This window comes from Roseateles noduli (genome assembly GCF_050626985.1).
GTDB classification, from domain to species: domain Bacteria; phylum Pseudomonadota; class Gammaproteobacteria; order Burkholderiales; family Burkholderiaceae_C; genus Roseateles; species Roseateles noduli_A.
In genome coordinates this window covers 3,245,494-3,264,093 of record NZ_CP192463.1, presented here as the reverse complement: position 1 = coordinate 3,264,093, position 18,600 = coordinate 3,245,494, and the positions used below count along the sequence as shown (strand labels likewise).

Below are 18,600 nucleotides of genomic sequence, written 5' to 3'. Positions count from 1 at the left end.
CAGAATGCGGCTCATGACCCGCAAGACCGCTCCGCCGACCTGGATCTGGCAGCGCCCCGACTGGCCGGCCTTCCATTACGACGCCCAGGCCGTCGCGCCCGATCTGTTCGAGGCCTACGTCCTGCACGGCACCGTCGAAGGCAAGGCGATGGCCATCGGGCTTGGAGTGACCAGTCCTGTCGTGCTGGATGTCTTCGCCGACGAGGTCCTGGCGACGGCGGCGATCGAAGGGGAACGGCTCTCCGCCGATGCGGTGCGCTCGTCGGTGCTCCGGCGGATGGGCCTGAGCGAGGAGGGGCCGGTCGACCGTCACGTCGACGGACTCGTCGCGATGATCGCGGACGCGACGACGCACATCGATCAACCGCTGGACGACGACCGCCTCTGCCGCTGGCAGGCGGCGCTGTTCCCGGACGGACTCTCCGGCCTCCAGCGCATCGCCGTGGGCCGATACCGCGATCATGCGGATCCGATGCAGATCGTCAGCGGACGGCCGGGTCGCGAGGTGGTGCACTACCAGGCGCCCCCGTCCCGTGACGTGCCCGCCGAGATGGCGCGCTTCCTCGCGTGGTTCGCCGCCACCACGCCGCGCAAGGGCGCGCCGCCGTCGGAGGATGGCCCGCGACTGGACGGTCTTGCGCGTGCCGCGATCGCGCACTTCTGGTTCGAGAGCATCCATCCGTTCGAGGACGGCAATGGCCGCGTCGGCCGGGCGATCATCGACATGGCGATTGCCCAGCATCTCAGACCGCCGATGCGGCTCCACAGCCTGTCCAGGCAACTGCTGACCGCGCGCACCGAGTACTACGCGGCGCTGGAGGGCTCGCGTGGCGGGATGGACCTGACGGCCTGGGTTCAATGGTTCGTGCGCCAGTACACCGGCGCCTGCGATGCCGCCAATCACGTCATGGACACCGCCGTCCAGAAGCGCCGCTTCTGGGACACCCATGCCGCCGGGGCGCTCGCCGAGCGCCGGCGCAAGGTGCTGCAGCGCCTGCTCGACGACGGCGACGGCGGCTTCCTCGGCGGGCTCAACGCCGAGAAGTACATGAAGATGACCGGCGTGTCGAAGGCGACGGCGACCCGCGACCTGTCGGAGATGACCGCGGCCGGTCAACTGCGCGCGCACGGCGCGGGCAAGGCGGTGCGCTACTACGTCGACGTGCCCGGCTGGACGCACGGCATCGCGTAGCGTCGACGCTCCGCCCCTTGGCTGCGCCCGCAGATGCGGCGCCTCAAAGCGCCATCCGGAAAGGCGACCCGGGAACCTGGGACGCCGCGCGCGCTCCGGGTGTCCGGTCATGCGGCTGACATGAAGCTCGGCGAGGCTGCGTCGCGATGCGCCCTGCGACCGGATCCTTCGCCCGCATGCTCGCCGGCTGGCTGCGCCAGTCGCGAGGCGTGCTGCTGTTGCTGCTGTGCGCCGCGGTCCCGCTGTACGGCGCCGCCGGCGCGCGGCTGAGCACGCTCGGCCCGACGCATCACCACCGGACCGCGGCCGCCGTCGATCACGCTCACGACGCGCGCACGCTGGCGCAGACATGGCGTGACCTCGTCCATCGGGGCTTGCAGGTGCTGGCAGGGCAGGAGACCGCACAGGCCCTCGACACCGCGCGGGCCCGGCAGCAGCTGCAGCTCCAGAGCCACCGGAAGCCCGCGCATGTCCATGCCCACGGTCCGTTCGAGCGCCACCACCACCAGGCCGGCGATCCCACCGTCGTGCTCGACGATCACGACGGGCCTTCCCCGGGCGACGCGGCGGCGCTGGGCGCTTATGTCCTGCCCATGGCGAACGTCGACATGCCGCGCGTGCCGGCGCCCGCGAGCGCCAACGGCCATTGGCCACGCGCCGAGCCGCCGACCTGGCGCAGCATCGGCGATACACGACTGGAGCGACCGCCCCGGCGCTGAACGGCCGTGATGGCGCGCGAACACGTCCACGCCCTTGGCGCGGACGGCGCGCGCTCCGCCGTTCCGCCTCGCCCGGGCCGCCGTCGTTGCGCCCGATCGATGCGGTCACGCCGCCATGCCCGCGGGCCCAGGCGGCGCCATCGGCTGTCCGCCGACGCGGCAGCAGGATCTCTCGTCATGGAAACTCTTGGAACCCTCTTTCCCGACGCCATCCCCGACGCCATCCCCGGTGCCACTTCAGGCGCCATTTCAGGCGTTCTTTCGGTCGCCCGCGAGGCCACCGCGCCCATGTCGACGCCGACCTGGCAGGGCGCGGTCGATCGGGCCGTGCGCCTGTGCGGCAGCCAGGCCGCGCTGGCCCGCCATCTGAAGGTCCCCCGGCAGCACGTCAGCGAAGCCCGCACGGGCGGCCGCACGATCCCCACGGACCGCCTGCCCGCGCTGGGGCAACTGATCCACATGACGCCGGCCGAGCTGTGGATGCTGCAGGAGATCGCCAACATGCCCCGGCGCAATCCGTTCTCCCGGGCGTGCGATGGGCGGTAGCGCCTGTTCGAAAACCTGTAGGACCGCTCCGACGGGAGGATGCGCCGCCCGCCGTCACGCGGCGGGAGACGCCCCGCCTAGGATGATTTCAGTGCCATCGCACCCTGCGGGACACGCAGTAACTTCCGGAGATGATGATGAACAAGGACCAAGTGAAGGGCGCCGCCAAGGACATCGCTGGCAAGGTGCAGCAGAAGACCGGTGAAGTGGTCGGCAGCACCGAGCAGCAGGCCAAGGGCCTGGCCAAGCAGGTCGACGGCAAGGCCCAGAAGGCCTACGGCGACGTGAAGGAAGCGGCCAAGGACGCCGGCAAGCATTGATTGCCCGGTACCAGTGAGAACGCCGGCGGGACTCGCGTCCCGCCGGCGTTTTTCATTGTCCGGACCGGTCGATCCGGACCGGCAGGACGAAGCGGGCGATCAGCCCGGCTTGTTCTTCAGCTTGCCCTTGGGCATCACGGACGTCATCGGCGCGACCGGCCGGGTGGAGACGGAGGACGACTCCTTGGGGGTGCTGGTGTCCTTCTTGGGCTTCTTGTTGGCCTTGTCGTTGCGTTGCTCGCCTTTTGGCATGGCTTGATTTCCTTCTGGTCGTTCAGGGTCGGGATGGCGGCACTCTACTACTGCCGCGAGCCCCGGTCACTTCACCGGCAGGGGCCGGGTGATGACCGCCTCCCCGTAGCGGTCGCTGGCACCGCCGATGTCGCCGTCCCGGATGAAATCCCGCATCAGCGCGAAGTAGCCTCCGGCGTAGCGCGTGGCGATCCGCCGGCCCTCGGGCGTGAGCTCGAATTCGGTCATGCCGTGATCGGCGCCCGGGTACACGGCCAGGGTGTAGCGCTGGCCCGACGCGATCAGGGACCGGATGTCCGCCTGGGCGCCGGCGCTGGGCGCGACGCGGTCGTCGGCGCCGAGGATCCACAGCTGCGGCGTGCGCGAGGCCCGCAGCGTCGGCATCGGGTCGTAGCGGAAGGACACGTCGAACTTGTAGGTCGTGTTCAGTCCCTCGACGATCTGCGACTTGTCGAGCGGCAGCACCAGATGCAGGAAGTTGCCGCGCACGTCCGGGTACCAGGCCCGTGACCGGTACTGCTCACGCAGGGCGTCGAACGCCTCGTAGCCTTCCCTGCCGCGCGTCTCGATGACGGTCTGGCCGGCGCGCGCCAGCGCCAGCGCGTCTTCGGTGTCCTGCGCGGAGTGCCGGTGGGCGCGCATCTCGAGCGCCACGCTCTGCAGGTCCTGCTCGAGCATGGAGACCGTCAGGCCGAAGCTCACGATGGCGAAGTCCACCGGCGCGCGCTCCGCCGCCAGCGGCGCGACCCACCCGCCCTGGCTGCCGCCCTGATAGCCGAGGCGGCCCGCGCGCGATCCCGCGAGTCGGCGGGCCTCCTGCATCGCCCGCACCGCGTCGTCGGCCAGCACGCCGATGTCCTGCGTGTAGGCGCCGCCGGAGGCGCCCGTGCCCCGCTTGTCGTAGACGAACGCGCCGATGCCCTCCGCGGGGAACACGCGTTGAAGCACATTGCCTTCGCGTGCGGAATCGGATTCGGAGCCGTGGAGAAGCACCACCACCGGCACGGGGCCCCGGCCCCTGGGCATGACGAGGCGCCCGACCAGCGGGACGCCGCCCGCATCGAAGGTGGTCTCGCTCACGTCGAAGGCGATGCGCTGGCCGCGCTGTCCGCCGAAGGTGATCTCGCCCGTGTCGCAGTCGGCCGAGGACAGCGTGCTTGTCGCCGGTCTGTCGGTCCATCCGACGGTGCCGGTCCAGGCGCCATCGGGCAGAGGGCGCAGCCGGCCCGTCTCGCCGCCGAGGGCGGTCCAGCGCAAGCTGTTGCCGTGGGCCGCCGCGATGTCGAGCGTCTGGCCATTTTTCAATCGATACGCGCCGATCAGGCAACTCGTCGTCCGCGGGACGGGCGCGGGCGCTCGACCGGTCGTGGCGATCGGTGGCGCCTTGGCCGTCTGCGAGGTCTGCGACGCCTGCGACGTCCGCCACGCCTGCGACGCCTGCGAGGTTTGTGACGTCCCGGCCGTTGCCGGAGCGGGCGCCGCGGCCGGCAGCGCACACAGCGCCAGCACGACAAGTGATTTCATTCGTTCCCCTCGAACATCGGTCATCGGAGGCCGGAGTCTCGATGTCCGCCACGGTCGAGGCGACCGCCACGCGACACGCCGCCGACGGGCCGTGACGAACTGCCCTGCGGGCCGACGAGCGTCGCCCGCGGCGCGGACCTGCGATGGCATGCCGAGGTCGGCGCGTTCGAGGCGGCGCAGCGTGCGGGCCAGGGGGATGCGGCAACCGGATGAAGGTGCCGGCGTTCAGGACGCGCCGCGGCGGCGCCTGAGACTCAGGGGGCGGAGTGATCGCGCCTCAATCGGGCAGGGCCGGCCTGATCCCATACAGGGCCAGCATGCCGAAGACATGGCCGATCGCGACGCCGGGCTCGCCGGACTCGATGCGCGCGATGGTCTGGACATGCACGCCCAGCCGCGCGCCTGCCGCGCCCTGACTCTCGCCGGCCGCCGTGCGCGCGGCCTTGGCCGCGGCGCCCAGCGCCTTGATCGCCTGCAGGGCGTCCTCGTCGATGTCCACCGAGATGCGTTTGCCTTGTGCCATGGGGCCGCATTCTCGCCGGACGGCGCGTCAACCGAACCCGTGCGGATCCGCCACCCGCGGCCAATAGTCCAACGACCTCGCCCGGTAGGGCGTGCTCGCGAAATCGCAGTTCATCGCGCCGGGCGTGGTGACGTAGAGCACCGCGGCCGCGATCGGCGCGAACTCCGCGTGGAAGTGCTGCGTCGACTTCACGACGATCAGCGCCTTGTTCTCCAGCGTCAGGCCCAGGCCGGTGAACGCGTCCGTGCCGTAGGTCTGCGTGCGGATCGAGCAGAGCACGATGTGCACGCCGTTCGCCGCCTCGACGCGCACGCAGGTGCCGAGCCGCTCCCGCGTGCCGAGCGCCGATTGCGTGTGGTCCTGGACCACCGCCCGCACCACGACGCGCAGGTCCAGCGGATCGCCCGAGGCCGGTCCACACTTGCCGCCGATGCGCAGGTCGAGCTCCGCGCCCACGCCCGCGTCGCGGCAGATGTGCACCGCCCCCAGATCCCACAACGCGCCGACGATGACGTTGCCGATGCCGCGCTGGACGATGCGGCGCAGGAGGAAGGTGCTGTCGCACGGCGCGCCGCCGCCGGGGTTGTCGGCGATGTCGGCCAGCACCACCGGGCCTTCGCCCAGCGCCAGCGCGCGATCGAGCGCGCCGTCGACATCGATCAGCTCCGGGCCGATCTCGTCGCGCAGGTCCCAGAACTCGCGGCCCAGTTGCTCGGCGAGCGAGCGCGCCAGCGCCGGGTCGTTGTCGGTCACGACCCAGAGCTTCGCGCCCGCTTCGGGCACGTCACCCCACGGGAAGCCGTGGCCGAGCGAGACCGACAGCACGCCCGGCGCTTGCTCCAGCGCCTGCATGCGCGCGACGAAGGACTGCATCGGCTCGCGCGTCGTGTGCCAGAGCCCGACCATCTTGCAGTCGAAGGTCGCCGTGACCGGCCGCACGCGGCCCGACGCCGTGTCGACGAGGATCCGGTAGAGCTCCCGCCCGCGCGGCTCCGCGTCGATGTGCGGGTACTCCTTGAACGCCACGATCGCGTCCGCCGAGCGCTGCATCAAGGCCGTGAGATGGCAATGCAGATCGAGCTCGAGTCCGATCGGGACGTCCGGGCCCACGACCTCGCGGATGTGCGCCGCGAGGTCGCCCTCGCAGTCGTCATAGCCCTCGGCGGCCATCGCGCCGTGCAGCAGCAACTGCACCGCGTCGACCGGCATCGCCGCGCGCAGGTCGGCGAGGATCTCGTCGCGCAGCGATTCGTAGACATGCCGCACCGTGCGGCCCGAGGGCTGCGCGATCGCGCACAGGCTCTCTGCGACCTCATGCCCGTCCGCCTCGATCAGATCGCGCAGGAATCGCAGGAAGGCGCCGGTGCCTTCGGGATCCCGGACGCTCGCGTCGCCGTGGAAGATCCCGTATTCCGCGAAGCCCCCGAGCCCCGTCGGCGCCGGGGCGAAGGTGTTGGTCTCGGTGGCGAGGTGCGCGATGAAGAACTTCATGGGTCGTCCGGTGCTCATGGGCGTTCAAGGGCGTTCAAGGGCGTGCAATGGCGTTCAAGGGCGGTAGACGTCCTCGAGGGCCTCGAGGACCGCCGAGTGCGATGGCGGGCGCTCAGTAGTTGAGGTTGAAGCTCATCAACTGGCCGACGACGCCGATCCAGACGATGCCCACCAGCGCGAGCGCCACCAGCACGCCCCACATGCGCGTGAGACGCGTCGCATCGACGCGGAACAATCGCCATGCCACCCACACGCCGACGATGGCCGCCGCGAGCGCGAACACGCCGCTCAGCTGCATCAGGCCGAAGAGCCAGTCGTTGCCGCCGTTGTAGATCGCCAGGTCGGTGCTGAGCACCGGCATGATCAGGAGGATCCAGGCGCCCAGGTAGACGACGTCCACCACGACGGCGATGCGCTGCCAGCGGCGCAGCCGGAGCAGCGCGGGCGACGCGCCGCTCGTGGCCCGATCCGCGCGGCGCAGCAGCGCGCCCAGCGGCCACGCGACCAGCGCGCTGACCAGCACCAGCAGCGACAGCCCCAGGATGCTCAGCGTCAACGGCGCCGAGCGCAGGAAGGGCGCTTCCTGCAGCACGGAGACCGGGTTCTCGCTGTCGATGACGGTCTTCACGCCGTCGACGTCGGCCAGCGCGAGCTCTTGCGTGCCGCCCTGCTTGCGCCACAGCTGCGGCGCGACCTCGCGGAAGGTGGCCATCTCGCCGGTCGGGCCGGACGGCGCCAGGATCGTGCCGTCGGGATTGGCGGCGATCACCGTCTGGTTCATCAGGTACAGCGCGCTGAGGAAGCCATGCTCGACGCGACGCGAGGTCTGGTAGCGGCCCGCGATCAACGGCGCGTCCTTCGGCGCCGAGGCCAGCGCCGGCGCGTCGACGACCGGCTGGCCGGGGAAGTAGCGGTCGAGGAAGCCTTCCATCAAGGCCTTGCGCGCGAGGTAGACCGCCGAGTCCTTTCCGCGGCTGTTGAAGGACACGAAGATCCCGACGCCTTCGTCCGGCAGCAGGCTCAGGTCGGAATGGAACACGATGGTGTCGCCGCCGTGGCCGAGCAGCGTGCGGCCGTTGCGGTACTCCCGGAAGAAGCCGTGCGCCATCACGTTGAAGCCGGGCCGCGCCTGCGCGGACGGACTGTGCATCAGCGCGGTGGTGGCGGGGCTCAGCATCTCGTGGCCGTCGAGCCTGCCCTGCTGCAGGTGCGCGAGCATGAAGCGCGCCATGTCCGCCGCCGTTGCGCTGCCGCTGCCCGCGGGTGCCGTGACGACGAGCTCGAACGGGGAGGGCGCGGGATCGCTTGCCTGCCGGTAGCCCTTCGCGATGAAGGGCTCGAACTTCGCCGGCAGCGGCTGCGCCGTCGTCGAGTGCCGCATGCCGAGCGGCTGGAAGATGTGGCGGTCGATGTAGGTGTCGAAGGGCTCGCCCGACACCCGCTGCACGATGTAGCCCGCCAGCGCGACGCCGTAGTTGGAGTAGCCAGGCGCCTGCCCCGGCGCGAACAGCATCGGCCGCGGATGCTGCTTCAGGTAGTCCTCGTTGGACGGCGCGAGCTTCGGGTCGTAGGCGAGCAGGTCCTTCAGGCCTTCCTCGAAACCGGCCGTGTGGTTCATCAGATGCCGCAGCGTGATCGGCTTGCCGAAGGTCTGCGGGATCTTGAAGTCGAGGTAGTCGTTGACGTCGCGGTCGAGATTCAGCTTGCCGAGTTGGACCTGCTGCATCACCGCCGTCCACGTGAACAGCTTGGACGTCGAGCCGGGCCGCACCATCGAGGTCTCGGCGCTCATCGGCACCTTGGCTTTGACGTCGGCGTAGCCGTAACCCTTCTGGAGCAGGACCTTGCCGTCCTTCACCACGGACACGACGGCACCGGCGATGTCGCCGGCCTCGAGCGAGTAGGCGACGCGGCCGTCCAGCCAGGCTTCGAGGTCGGCGGCGGTCAGCGCGACCGCCGCGCGAGGCGCCGACGCGGACGGCGCTGGCGGTTCCGGCGTGGCGGCGGTCGTCGGCAGGCGTGGCTTCTCTGGCGGGAGCGCCGCGGGCTGGCCGCTCGGTTGGGCGTGGGACGGCAAGGTCGCGGACATCGTCAGCGCCAGGATCACCAGACCGGCGAGGCCGGCCTTCTTCATCGGATTCATCGGATTCATCGAGCATCCTTCAAGCGAAACAGGCGCGCCTTGTGGGCGCGCCCCGACTCCATCCCGGGAGCCTCGGGTTCAGAAGTTCTGGTTGAAGCTCATCAGGTGGTGGGCGCCGCCGATCACGATCAACACGGCGAAGGCGAGCACCCAGACGACGGCCAGCGCCTTCGCCGTCTTGCTGCCGCCCTTGAAGGCGAGCCGTGCGTGCCACAGCGCCGCGAGCAGCCCGCCGATGAAGGCCAGCAGGGTCAGGCCTTGCGCGAGCGGCAGGACGACGCTCAGGTCGCCGTCGCCTTCAAGCCGCGTGAACACCAGCGTCCACAGCGCCACGGTGAGCAGCACGAGGACGCTGGCGACTCGCACCGCCAGCAACGGCCGCCCCGGCGCGGCGACGCCGTGCTTGCGACGCAGCACCGCGGCCACCGGCCACAGCAGCGCGGTGAGCAGCATCGTCACCAGCGCGAGCCCGACCAGCAGCAGCGCCAGCCCGCTCGACAACGCCGGCACCGGCTCGAACACGAAGGCGAAGACGTAAGGCTCCAGACCCCAGCGCAACACGCGGCCGTTCTCGACGATGGCCTGCAGGCGGCGCTTGCCGTGTTCCTCTTCCCACAGATACGGCTTGACCTCGCGGAACACGCTGCGCGTGCCGGCCAGCTCCAGCGCGACGCGGCCGTCGTCCAGCGCCTGCACCTTCAGCGGACTGAGCAGGGGCAGCAACGAGAAGAAGGTCGAGTCCTCGCGCCGCGTGCTCTGGTACGAGCCGGCCAGTTGCTGCGCGTGCTGCTTCGCGGTGGCGTCGTCGACCTGCCGCGGCGTCGCCGGGCGCGCATCGGGCAGATAGCGGTCGGCGAAGGACTCCAGCAGCGTGTCCCGCAGCCACTTGCCCTGGCCGTCCTTGCCCGGCGAGTTGACCGAGATGTACAGCCCGATGCCGTCGTCGACGAACAGCAGCAGGTCGGTGTGGAAGAGGATGGTGTCGCCGCCGTGGCCGACGACGCGATGGCCGTTGATGTCGTGCTGGTAGAAGCCCAGCCCGATGCCGAGCAGCTCCGGCATCGGCTTCGTCAACTGGCCGTGCATCTGCTGCACGGTCTCGGGCTTGAGGAGGCGCGCCTCGCCGAGGCGGCCCTGCTGCAGGAAGGCCTGCATGAAGCGCCCCATGTCCGCGCCCGTCGCCGACAGGCTGCCGGCGGGCGCCAGGCTGACGATCTCGAAGCCCTTGCCGGGCTCGCCCTGCTTCTCGTAGCCCTGCGACATCAGCGGCGCGAGCGACGGCGGCAGCGGCTGGCGGAAGCTCGCGTGCCGCATGCCCAGCGGCGCGAAGATCTTCTGCTCGACGTAGTCGTCGAAGGGCAGACCGCTCACGCGCTGCACGATGTAGCCGGCCAGCGCCGTCGCGTAGTTCGAGTAGCCCGGCCGCGCGCCCGGCTCGTAGAGCGCGGGCGGGATGTAGTCCTTGAGCACCTTCGCCAGGTCGGGCGACTTGCCCGAATAGGTGATCAGATCGCGGGCCGTCTCCTCGAACCCGGTCGTGTGCGTGAGCACGTGGCGCAGCGTCATCGCCTTGCCGTTGAATTGCGGGATCTTGAAGTCGAGGTACTGGTTGAGGTCGGCGTCGAGGTTGAGCTTGCCCTGCTCGACCAACTGCATCACCGCCGTCCACGTGAACAGCTTGGACACGGAGCCCGGGCGGAACAGCGTGCGCTCCGCGTCGACGGGCAGGCGTCGGTCCCAGTCGGCGTAGCCGTAGCCCTTCTGGATCAGCGGCTGGCCGTCCTTCACGATGACGACGACGGCGCCCGGCACCTGCGCCATCTTCAGCGCGGCGGGCATCAGTCCGTCGAGCCAGGCTTGCGTGTCGGCCAGCGTCATCGGCTGGGCGGCCTTCGTGCCGGCGGCAGGCGCGGCAGCGGACGCAGACGCAGACGCAGACCCGGAGGAGGCCGCCGAGGCTGGTGCGGTCGCGGTCAGCGGTGCGATCGGCGGTGCGATCGCCGGTGACTGGGTGCCGGTCGTCGGCGTCTGGGCGGACGCGATCGGCATCGCCGCGCCGAAGGTCGTGAATGCGGCGAGCGCGACGAGTGTGACGAGCGCGGCCAACATCGGGGCGCCGAAGCGCGGGGTCAGGGGCTTCATGGAGCGGCGTTCAGAAGTTGTAGGTGACCGTGGCGCCGATCGTGCGCGGCTGCGCCGGCGTCGCGCGCAGCGGGCCGCCGAAGGCGGTGAGTGCGGTGTCGGCGCCGAGGATCGCGCGCTTGTCGGTCAGGTTGCGGACGAAGGCGGACAGCTGCCAGGCGCCGAAGTCCATGCCCCACTGCGCGTCGACCAGCGTGTAGGCCGGCATCACGAAGTTGGGGATGGAGGTGGTGTCGCTGTCGTAGCCCGCGTTGCGCTTGCCGACGTGCCGCACCTGCAGGCTGGCGTAGGACGGCTTGCCGGCCAGCGCGAAGGCGTAGCGCGCGCCCAGGGACACGGACAGCCGGGCCGAGTTCGGCAGCTTCGCGCCGGAGGGGCCGAGGGCCGGCGCCTCTTCCTTCAGCTTGCCATCGGTCCAGGCCAGGCTGCCCTCCAGCCGCCAGTCGTCGTTGATCGCGTAACGCGACGCCAGTTCCAGCCCCTTGACCTCGGCCTTGCCGGCATTGCCCATCACCGTCGTCGCGCCGAAGGCGAGCGGCTGCTGCAGCTTGCTCCAGCGGATGTCGAAGAGCGCGACCTCCAGCGACAGGCGCCGGTCCAGCAGGTCGGCCTTGTAGCCGGCCTCGTAGCTCCAGAGCGTGTCGGCCTCGAACGAGGTCGGCGCGCCGGGGATGACCTGGCCGTTCTCGTCGATGGCCTGCGGGTTGGGACCGCCCGGGCGGTAGCCGCTGGCGGCGCGGACGTACACGCTGCTCTGCTTGTCGAGCGAATAACGACCCGTCACCAGGTAGGTGTTCGACCGGTCCTTGGACGTGGCCGGCTCCGGGAAGTCCGGGACGTCGTTGGTGAGCGTCTCGTACGCCTGCTTGTTGCGCGCCACGCGGGCCCCCAGCGTGAAGGAGAGCGCCGAACTGGGATTCCAGGTCACGTCGCCGTAGACGGCGTTCTCCTCGTAACTCGCGGGCTGGCCCACGCGCACGAGCTCCATGTCCGCGTCGGCGCCGGTGGGCCGGCCCCACAGGCGCTGGTTGTAGTTGTTGCGTTCCTTGTTGTGATACAGGCCGATCAGCCATTCGACGGTGCCCCGCGCCGAGGTCAGGCGCAGCTCCTGCGTTTCCTTGCGCAGCTTCGTGCGGTTGTCCAGCTGCACGAAGTCGAAGGCGCCGCCGCCGAGGATCTCGGTGGCGTCCAGCAGCGTGTCGCCGTTGAAGCGCTGGCTCGACACGATGGCGTTCAGGCGCGCCCAGCCGAAGTCGTAGTCGACGTCGGCGGAGAGCAGCCGCGTGCGGATGCTGTAGGGCTCGGAGATCGACAGGTCATGGGTCAGGTCGCCGTGGATCGGCTGACCCGTCGCGACGTCGTACTGGACCACGCCGGTGCCGTCGCGCTCGATCTTCTGGTCGACCGCGGAGAGGCGGACCTTCATCTTCGACATCGGCTCCAGCAGCAGCGAGACCCGGCCGCCGCGCGTGTCGCCGTCGTTGACGTGCTTGCCCGGCGCCAGGCCGGAGGCCTTGATGTAGCCGCCGTCATGGTCGTTGAAGGCGGCCACGCGCAGGGCGGCGACGCCGGCGCTCAGCGGCACGTTCACCACCGCGTTCTCCGTGTGTCCGAGCGCGCCGCCCTTGATGCCGCGCACGCCCAGGCCGACCTTGCCGGAGAACTCCAGGGTGTCGGGTTCGTTGGTGACGTACTTGAGCAGGCCGCCCATCGCGCCCGCGCCGTAGAGCGTGCCCTGCGGGCCGCGCAGCAGCTCGATGTGATGCAGGTCCAGCAGCGACATGTCGAGCGCCGCCACCGCCGCGCCGCCGAAGGCGGTGCTGGAGCCGTAGGCCACCTCGTCGACATAGGTGCCGACCGTCGCCGTGCCGGCGCTGCCGACGTTGATGCCGCGGATGCTGACCTGGCCGCGGCCCGGGCCGCCGTCGCTGCTCACGTCCACGCCGGGCAGGTTGCCCACGTAGTCGACCAAGGAGCCGGCGCCGGAACGCTCCAGGCCCTCGGTGCTGATCGTCTCGACGCGCAGCGGCACGTCGCGCAGCGGCTCGCGGCGGCGCGTCGCGGTGACGGTCACGACCTCCAGCTTCTCCGCCTTGACCGCGGCGCGGTCGCCGTCCTTCTCCGCGGGCATCGCGGACGAGGCCGGCGAGGCGGGCGCCGCCGGTGCGGCGGCCTGGCTCCAGGCAGGCAACGCGTGCATCGCCGCCAGGCAGGGCAGCAGCAGCGGCGCTACGGCGAAGCGTCGCGCGGCGGACGCTCGGCGGCCGGAGCGGGGAGAGCGGGGGGAGACGTTCATTCGGTGGACTCCTGGCGAGGCGGGCGAAGTTGAGCCACAAGTTTCCATTTTGGAAAAAGCTTTCGCATTGGTGGAAACCTTAGCTGCTATCGCGCGAAGCTTCAACCCAGGGTGATCGCGGTGGTCCGCCGGGGAGGCCTTGCTAAGATCGCCGCACTGTTTGCTTCTCCCGACCATGGCCATCGAATCGAACCTTCCTGGTGACCACATCCGCAGCGTGCGCCGACGGCTGGGCCTGACGCTCAGCGACGTGAGCGGGCGGACCGGCCTGGCGGTGTCGACGCTTTCCAAACTGGAAAAGGGCAACGTCTCGCTGTCCTACGACAAGCTGATGCTGCTCAGCAAGGGGCTGGGCGTGGACATGGCCGAGCTGCTGGCCGACGTGCCGGGCACGCGCGCCGCGCCGGGCGGCGGTGGGCGCCGCATCGTCGAGCGCGCGGGGGAAGGGCAGCAGGTGGTGACCGAGAGCTACCAGCAGCTCTACCTGGCGACGGAGCTGCTCAACAAGCGCGTCACGCCCTTGATCGCCGAAGTCCGCGCCCGCACGCTGGACGAGTTCAAGGCGGAGTTCGGCGACCTCATCCGCCATCCGGGCGAGGAGTTCGCGTACGTGCTCGAGGGCGAGATCGCCTTCCACTGCGAGCTGTATGCGCCCGTGGTGCTGAAGGCGGGTGACTCGATCTACTTCGACAGCGAGATGGGGCACGCCTACCTGAAGGCGTCCGACGAGCGCTGCCGCGTGCTGGCGACCTGCGCGCCGCGCAGCAGCGGCACGCCGGACGGCTTCAGCCAGCATTTCATCGATGTCTCGCGGCGTCTGCAGGAGCCGGCACCGGCGTCTTCCGGCAAGGGCGCGAAAGCCACGGCTGCAAAGTCGCGCGGCTCGAAGCGCTGATGGCCCTCACCCCTCCCTCTCCCGCAAGCGGGAGAGGGTGTCCGACCGAGCACGGTTCTGGACCCCTCTCCCGCTTGCGGAGGGTGTGTCGCGCCTGAGCCTTTCTTACTCCCTCTCCCGCTTGCGGGAGAGGGTAGGGGTGAGGGCCAGCGGCCCCTCTAACCTCCTCAGCATGGGTCCCAGCGCGACCAGCGCCAGCGAGGCCGTGGCAGCAAGCGCCGCGAGCAGCACGAAGAACCCTGCGGGGCCGAGCCACTCCCACGCGCGTCCCACGACACCCGACAGCAGGTTGCCCGCGAAGGCCGCGAGGAACCACGCCGCGATGACCGTCGCGCCCATGCCCGACGGCGCGAGCCGAGCGAACAGTCCCAGGCCGACGGGCAGGATGTAGAGCTCGCCGATCGTGTAGACCGCGAAGAACACCAGCAGCCACAGGCCGCTCACCGGCTTGCCATCGGACATCGCGGCCATCCCCGCCAGCAGCAGGTAGGCCGCGCCGACGCCGGCCGCGCCGATCGCCATCTTCCGGACCGGCGCCGGTTCGCGGCCCCGGACGGCGGCGCGCCGCCATGCGCGGATCAGCAGCGGCGTGAACAGGAAGACGAACAGCGGGTTGAGCGACTGCACCCAGGTCACCGGGACCGCGAAGCCGAAGACGTGCAGATCGACGCTCGTGTCCGCCCACAACGCCAGCGTGTTGCCGCTGTGCGCGTAGGCGCTGCGGAACACCATCACCGACAAGGCCACGAGCAGCAGCGGCACGACGATCGCCGCACCGCCGGGCTTGCGTCGCGCGTTCCCGCCCGCAGATCCTGCCGCGCCCATGGAGCCGGTCGAGCCCGCGGCCCCCGCCGCATCGGGGCTCGCGGCGTTGGCGGCGCGGGCCGACGTGTCGCGCGGCCGGTCCTGCGGCAGATGCCGCCCGCCGAGCAGATAGATCGCCAGGCCCACGCACATGCCCACGCCCGCGGCGCCGAAGCCCCAGTGCCAGCCGTAGACCTCGCCCAGCGTGCCGCAGGCCAGCGGCGCGAGCAGGCCGCCGAGGTTCACGCCGACGTAGTAGACGTTGTAGGCGCCGCCGCGGCGCGGATCGTCCTCGGCGTAGAGGTCGCCGACCTGGCTCGGCAGGTTGGGCAGGAACAGGCCGTTGCCCAGCGCGATCAGCAGGAGGCTCGGGTAGAACAGCGCCTCCCAGCTCAGCGCGAAGTGCCCGACCGCCATCAGGCTGCCGCCGATCACGATCGCGAGGCGCCGTCCCAGCCAGCGGTCGGCGAGGTAGCCGCCGGCGATCGGCGTGAGGAACACGCCGCCCGTGTACAGCCCGTAGATCAGTGAAGCGTCCGCCTGCGAGAAGTGCAGCTGCTTGGTCATGTAATAGACCAGCAGCGCGCTCATCCCGTAGAAGGAGAAGCGCTCCCACATCTCGGTCAGGAACAGCACGGTGAGCCCGCGCGGCTGGCCGAACCAGGTCGCGCGCATGGGCGTCGCGGCGTCGGGGGCAGGGCTGGGGGTGGTCATGGTGGCGCTCATCGTCGCGGTGCCTCCGGAAGGATGTCTGCGGGTCTTCCCGTGACAAACAAGGTTGTGCATCGAGTTGTCTGGATGGTAGAGTTATTTTCCATTTTGGAAAGTAGCTAAAAACCATGAGTGAGACGACCGCCCGCAGCGTGGATTGCCTGGTGATCGGGGCCGGCATCGCCGGGGCGTCGGTCGCGGCGAACCTGGCGCCGCACATGACGGTGGCCGTGCTCGAAGCGGAAGCGCATGCCGGGTATCACACGACCGGCCGGTCCGCGGCGCTGTATTCGGCGCTCTACGGCAATGCGCCGGTGCGGGCGCTGACGCGGGCGAGCCGGCCGTTCTTCGATCAACCGACGGCGGGCTTCGCCGAGGTGCCGCTGCTGCGCGCGCGCGACACGCTCTACCTGATCGGCGCCGGGCAGCAGGCCGTCGCCGACCGGTTCGCCGCGGATGAGGACGTGCGCGCACAGACGCGCCGCCTGGATGCGGACGAGGTGATCAGGCGCCTGGCCATCCTTCAGCGCGATCGGATCGAAGGTGCCTTGCTCGACGACACGTCGGCGGACATCGATGTCGACGCGCTGCATCAAGGCTTCCTTCGTCAGGCCCGGGCCGGTGGCGTGCGGCTGCACCTGGGCTCGCCGCTGCGCGAGCTGGTGCGGGAGAAGAAGGGCTGGCTCGCCCGCACCGACAGCTTCAGCGTGCGCGCGCCGCTGGTGATCAACGCGGCCGGCGCCTGGGCGGACACGGTGGCCCAACTGGCCGGCGTCGCGCCCTTGTCCCTGCAGCCGCTGCGGCGCACCGCCGCGCTGATCGACGTGCCGACGGGCGTCGCCGCCGCCGAGGCGGCCGACTGGCCGGCGGTCATCGCCATCGACGAGAGCCACTACTTCAAGCCTGACGCCGGTCTGCTGCTGATCTCCCCGGCGGACGAGACGCCGAGCCCGCCCTGCGACGCGCAGCCCGAGGAGCTGGACGTGGCCATCGCGGTGGACCGCTTCGAGACGCTCAGCGGGCAACGCGTCGCGCGGGTGCGCCATCGTTGGGCCGGGCTGCGCGTGTTCAGTCCCGACCGCACGCCGGTGGTGGGGTTCGATCCGACGGCGCCCGGCTTCTTCTGGTGCGCGGGGCAGGGCGGCTACGGCATCCAGACCGCGCCCGCGCTGGGCCGCGCGGCGGCGGCGCTCGCGCTGGGCGGCGACCTGCCCGAGGACATCGCCTCAGCGGGTGTCCGTGCCCGAGACCTCTCTCCCCAGCGCTTCCGCAACACCTGACCCTCAAGCGCGACCGCGACCGCAATCGCAATCGCCCCTCAGCCGCGATCGCACCTCATCCGCGATCGCAACTTCAAGCGTCGACGCCTGGCCCTTGCGCCTCGCGTTGACGTCCGGCCTCTCACGCCCAGTCCCTGACGCCATGACCCGCCTCCAACTGTCCAGCCATGTCGAGCAGCTTGTGCTCCGCGAGCCCTTCGTCATCTCCGGCTACCGCTTCACCGAGATGCCCGCGATGCGCGTCGTCCTGCGGGACGGCCCGTACGAAGGGCGCGGCGAAGCGGCCGGCGTCTACTACCTGGACGACCGTCCGGCGGACATGCCGGCGCAGTTGGAGGCCGTGCGTGAGGCCATCGAGGGCGGCATCGGTCGGCAGGCGTTGCGGCGCCTGCTGCCGCCTGGCGGCGCGCGCAATGCGGTCGACTGCGCGCTGTGGGAACTCGAAGCCCGGCGCGCCGGCCGGTCCGTCTGGCAGATGGCGGGGCTCAGCGAGCCGCGACCGCTGGCCACGACGATCACCTTGGGCGCCGACGAGCCGGGCGCGATGGCGACGGCCGCGCAGGCGCTGCGCGACATGCGTGCGCTCAAGCTGAAGCTCACCGGCGACACCGACGCGGACATCGCGCGAGTGCGGGCGGTGCGCGGCGCGCGGCCTGACGTGTGGCTCAGCGTCGACGCCAACCAGGGCTTCACGCCGACGACGATCGAGCCGCTGCTGCCGGTGCTGGTCGCGTGCGACGTCAGCCTCGTCGAACAGCCCTTCGCGCGCGGCCGCGAGGCCGACATGGCGCTTGTCGATTTCCCGATGCCGACGGCGGCGGACGAGAGCTGCCTGAACCTCGACGAACTCGAGGCGCTGCCGGGTCGCTTCGATGTGCTCAACATCAAGCTCGACAAATGCGGCGGCCTGACCGAAGGGCTGCTGATGGCGCACCGCGCGCGGGTGCTCAAGCTCGGCGTGATGGTCGGCAACATGGGCGGCACCAGCCTGGCGATGGCGCCGGCGATGCTGGTCGGCCAGCTGTGCGACATCGTCGACCTCGACGGGCCGACGATCCTGCTGCAGGACGTCGTGCCCGGCGTGCGGTACGGGGACGGGAAGGTGGACTGCCCGGTGGCGGTGTGGGGGTAGGACGACTGCCGCTGTGATGCGGCGCTGCCCTAGCTCGCCGTGGAGACCCGCGTGAAGCGCATCACCCAGTTGGTCTCCCAGGTGCTCCCGCCGTCGGCGGAGAACGCCTGCTCCCAGCGCGGTTCGTCCGCGTTGCGCTTGTCCCAGGTGAAGCGGACCTTGATGTCTCGGCCGTCCAGCACGTCGTCGGCGAAGAAGAGGCCGATCGGACCATCGAAGCGGCCCTTGACCGGCACGTCCAGTGCATGCGGCGCGCGGCTGTCCAGCCACCAGATCGCCCATTGCCCGCTCGTGGCATCGAAGGATCGGAGCGCCACCGCGCGATAGCTGCCCTCAGGGAGATCCAGCTCGTTGTCCTCGAGGTTGCCGAAACCGCCCAGGATGGGCCGTGTCGTGCAGCGACCCTCGAAGGAGGTCCAGTCGTCGCAAGCGCTCAGGCGTCGATTCAATCGGCGGTGCTGGACGGTCCAGGCGCCGAATTCGAAGTTGAAGTCATCGGCGCCTGAAGAAGGGGGCGTGTGCATGGCGGGCCTCGGGTCGAGTGGTCGACCGGCCCAGTTTCCGCGCGAGGCCGTCCAGTTCTGGCAGCAGACCCGGACGCTCGTCTCACGCCCGTCTCACGCCCGTCTC

The 18,600-nt window shown here is 70.5% G+C and carries 16 protein-coding genes; 7 read left to right on the top strand and 9 right to left on the bottom strand.

Translation table 11 applies throughout. The features are described from left to right. Nucleotides 1-13 precede the first annotated feature (13 nt). The 4 genes from ACQ4L4_RS14235 (at nucleotide 14) to ACQ4L4_RS14220 (ending at nucleotide 2,777) form a co-directional block, all read left to right on the top strand. On the top strand, nucleotides 14-1,192 hold the full coding sequence (locus ACQ4L4_RS14235; RefSeq protein WP_431104802.1) for a Fic family protein: 1,179 nt from the start codon (nucleotides 14-16) through the stop codon (nucleotides 1,190-1,192). 146 nt (nucleotides 1,193-1,338) lie between these two features. Continuing rightward, nucleotides 1,339-1,911 (top strand): hypothetical protein, encoded by a 573-nt coding sequence (locus tag ACQ4L4_RS14230; RefSeq protein WP_431104801.1) that lies wholly within the window; start codon nucleotides 1,339-1,341, stop codon nucleotides 1,909-1,911. 288 nt (nucleotides 1,912-2,199) lie between these two features. Next, on the top strand, nucleotides 2,200-2,457 hold the full coding sequence (locus ACQ4L4_RS14225) for a YdaS family helix-turn-helix protein (protein WP_431104800.1): 258 nt from the start codon (nucleotides 2,200-2,202) through the stop codon (nucleotides 2,455-2,457). A 137-nt stretch (nucleotides 2,458-2,594) separates the two neighbouring features. Beyond that, nucleotides 2,595-2,777, top strand: a complete 183-nt coding sequence (locus tag ACQ4L4_RS14220; protein WP_431104799.1) for a CsbD family protein — start codon at nucleotides 2,595-2,597, stop codon at nucleotides 2,775-2,777. Nucleotides 2,778-2,876: 99 nt separating this feature from the next. Here the strand turns inward: ACQ4L4_RS14220 and ACQ4L4_RS14215 are convergent, their stop codons facing one another. The 7 genes from ACQ4L4_RS14215 to ACQ4L4_RS14185 all read right to left on the bottom strand — a co-directional run bounded on the left by ACQ4L4_RS14215 (nucleotide 2,877) and on the right by ACQ4L4_RS14185 (nucleotide 13,148). Further along, a complete protein-coding gene (locus tag ACQ4L4_RS14215; protein WP_431104798.1) occupies nucleotides 2,877-3,029 on the bottom strand; it encodes a hypothetical protein in 153 nt (50 codons plus the stop codon). A gap of 66 nt (nucleotides 3,030-3,095) precedes the next feature. Continuing rightward, nucleotides 3,096-4,553 (bottom strand): alpha/beta hydrolase family protein, encoded by a 1,458-nt coding sequence (locus ACQ4L4_RS14210; RefSeq protein WP_431104797.1) that lies wholly within the window; start codon nucleotides 4,551-4,553, stop codon nucleotides 3,096-3,098. A gap of 277 nt (nucleotides 4,554-4,830) precedes the next feature. Continuing rightward, nucleotides 4,831-5,076, bottom strand: coding sequence for a helix-turn-helix domain-containing protein (locus ACQ4L4_RS14205; protein ID WP_431104796.1), 246 nt, complete (start codon nucleotides 5,074-5,076; stop codon nucleotides 4,831-4,833). 27 nt (nucleotides 5,077-5,103) lie between these two features. Continuing rightward, nucleotides 5,104-6,567 carry a M81 family metallopeptidase gene (locus ACQ4L4_RS14200; protein ID WP_431104795.1) on the bottom strand — a complete coding sequence of 488 codons (1,464 nt, stop codon included), beginning with the start codon at nucleotides 6,565-6,567 and terminating at the stop codon, nucleotides 5,104-5,106. A 112-nt stretch (nucleotides 6,568-6,679) separates the two neighbouring features. Continuing rightward, nucleotides 6,680-8,719 (bottom strand): serine hydrolase, encoded by a 2,040-nt coding sequence (locus ACQ4L4_RS14195; RefSeq protein ID WP_431104794.1) that lies wholly within the window; start codon nucleotides 8,717-8,719, stop codon nucleotides 6,680-6,682. Between the two features lie 69 nt (nucleotides 8,720-8,788). Further along, a complete protein-coding gene (locus ACQ4L4_RS14190) occupies nucleotides 8,789-10,852 on the bottom strand; it encodes a serine hydrolase domain-containing protein (protein ID WP_431104793.1) in 2,064 nt (687 codons plus the stop codon). Nucleotides 10,853-10,862: 10 nt separating this feature from the next. Beyond that, the gene (locus ACQ4L4_RS14185; RefSeq protein ID WP_431104792.1) at nucleotides 10,863-13,148 is read right to left on the bottom strand and encodes a TonB-dependent receptor; all 2,286 of its coding nucleotides are present in this window, start codon (nucleotides 13,146-13,148) and stop codon (nucleotides 10,863-10,865) included. A gap of 175 nt (nucleotides 13,149-13,323) precedes the next feature. Here ACQ4L4_RS14185 and ACQ4L4_RS14180 point away from each other — a divergent pair, with 175 nt between their 5' ends. Then, complete coding sequence (locus ACQ4L4_RS14180; RefSeq protein ID WP_431104791.1) at nucleotides 13,324-14,043, top strand: helix-turn-helix domain-containing protein; 720 nt, start codon at nucleotides 13,324-13,326, stop codon at nucleotides 14,041-14,043. A 105-nt stretch (nucleotides 14,044-14,148) separates the two neighbouring features. Here ACQ4L4_RS14180 and ACQ4L4_RS14175 read toward each other — a convergent pair whose 3' ends face one another. Beyond that, nucleotides 14,149-15,561, bottom strand: a complete 1,413-nt coding sequence (locus ACQ4L4_RS14175; RefSeq protein ID WP_431104790.1) for a peptide MFS transporter — start codon at nucleotides 15,559-15,561, stop codon at nucleotides 14,149-14,151. A gap of 125 nt (nucleotides 15,562-15,686) precedes the next feature. Here ACQ4L4_RS14175 and ACQ4L4_RS14170 point away from each other — a divergent pair, with 125 nt between their 5' ends. Both ACQ4L4_RS14170 and ACQ4L4_RS14165 read left to right on the top strand, forming a co-directional pair. Next, nucleotides 15,687-16,838 (top strand): NAD(P)/FAD-dependent oxidoreductase, encoded by a 1,152-nt coding sequence (locus ACQ4L4_RS14170; RefSeq protein ID WP_431104789.1) that lies wholly within the window; start codon nucleotides 15,687-15,689, stop codon nucleotides 16,836-16,838. Nucleotides 16,839-16,980: 142 nt separating this feature from the next. Next, nucleotides 16,981-17,970: a dipeptide epimerase gene (locus ACQ4L4_RS14165; protein WP_431104788.1), complete on the top strand. Its 990-nt coding sequence runs from the start codon at nucleotides 16,981-16,983 to the stop codon at nucleotides 17,968-17,970. Between the two features lie 29 nt (nucleotides 17,971-17,999). Here ACQ4L4_RS14165 and ACQ4L4_RS14160 read toward each other — a convergent pair whose 3' ends face one another. Continuing rightward, nucleotides 18,000-18,494, bottom strand: coding sequence for a DUF1579 domain-containing protein (locus ACQ4L4_RS14160; RefSeq protein ID WP_431104787.1), 495 nt, complete (start codon nucleotides 18,492-18,494; stop codon nucleotides 18,000-18,002). Between the last annotated feature and the right edge of the window lie 106 nt (nucleotides 18,495-18,600).

Coding starts and splice junctions, on each gene's coding strand:
- ACQ4L4_RS14215 (WP_431104798.1), bottom strand. CDS start 3,029: ATGCCAAAAGGCGAGCAACGCAACGACAAGGCCAACAAGAAGCCCAAG.
- ACQ4L4_RS14160 (WP_431104787.1), bottom strand. CDS start 18,494: ATGCACACGCCCCCTTCTTCAGGCGCCGATGACTTCAACTTCGAATTC.
- ACQ4L4_RS14175 (WP_431104790.1), bottom strand. CDS start 15,561: ATGACCACCCCCAGCCCTGCCCCCGACGCCGCGACGCCCATGCGCGCG.
- ACQ4L4_RS14205 (WP_431104796.1), bottom strand. CDS start 5,076: ATGGCACAAGGCAAACGCATCTCGGTGGACATCGACGAGGACGCCCTG.
- ACQ4L4_RS14185 (WP_431104792.1), bottom strand. CDS start 13,148: ATGAACGTCTCCCCCCGCTCTCCCCGCTCCGGCCGCCGAGCGTCCGCC.
- ACQ4L4_RS14220 (WP_431104799.1), top strand. CDS start 2,595: ATGAACAAGGACCAAGTGAAGGGCGCCGCCAAGGACATCGCTGGCAAG.
- ACQ4L4_RS14230 (WP_431104801.1), top strand. CDS start 1,339: ATGCGCCCTGCGACCGGATCCTTCGCCCGCATGCTCGCCGGCTGGCTG.
- ACQ4L4_RS14225 (WP_431104800.1), top strand. CDS start 2,200: ATGTCGACGCCGACCTGGCAGGGCGCGGTCGATCGGGCCGTGCGCCTG.
- ACQ4L4_RS14195 (WP_431104794.1), bottom strand. CDS start 8,719: ATGAATCCGATGAATCCGATGAAGAAGGCCGGCCTCGCCGGTCTGGTG.
- ACQ4L4_RS14200 (WP_431104795.1), bottom strand. CDS start 6,567: ATGAAGTTCTTCATCGCGCACCTCGCCACCGAGACCAACACCTTCGCC.
- ACQ4L4_RS14180 (WP_431104791.1), top strand. CDS start 13,324: ATGGCCATCGAATCGAACCTTCCTGGTGACCACATCCGCAGCGTGCGC.
- ACQ4L4_RS14190 (WP_431104793.1), bottom strand. CDS start 10,852: ATGAAGCCCCTGACCCCGCGCTTCGGCGCCCCGATGTTGGCCGCGCTC.
- ACQ4L4_RS14170 (WP_431104789.1), top strand. CDS start 15,687: ATGAGTGAGACGACCGCCCGCAGCGTGGATTGCCTGGTGATCGGGGCC.
- ACQ4L4_RS14235 (WP_431104802.1), top strand. CDS start 14: ATGACCCGCAAGACCGCTCCGCCGACCTGGATCTGGCAGCGCCCCGAC.
- ACQ4L4_RS14210 (WP_431104797.1), bottom strand. CDS start 4,553: ATGAAATCACTTGTCGTGCTGGCGCTGTGTGCGCTGCCGGCCGCGGCG.
- ACQ4L4_RS14165 (WP_431104788.1), top strand. CDS start 16,981: ATGACCCGCCTCCAACTGTCCAGCCATGTCGAGCAGCTTGTGCTCCGC.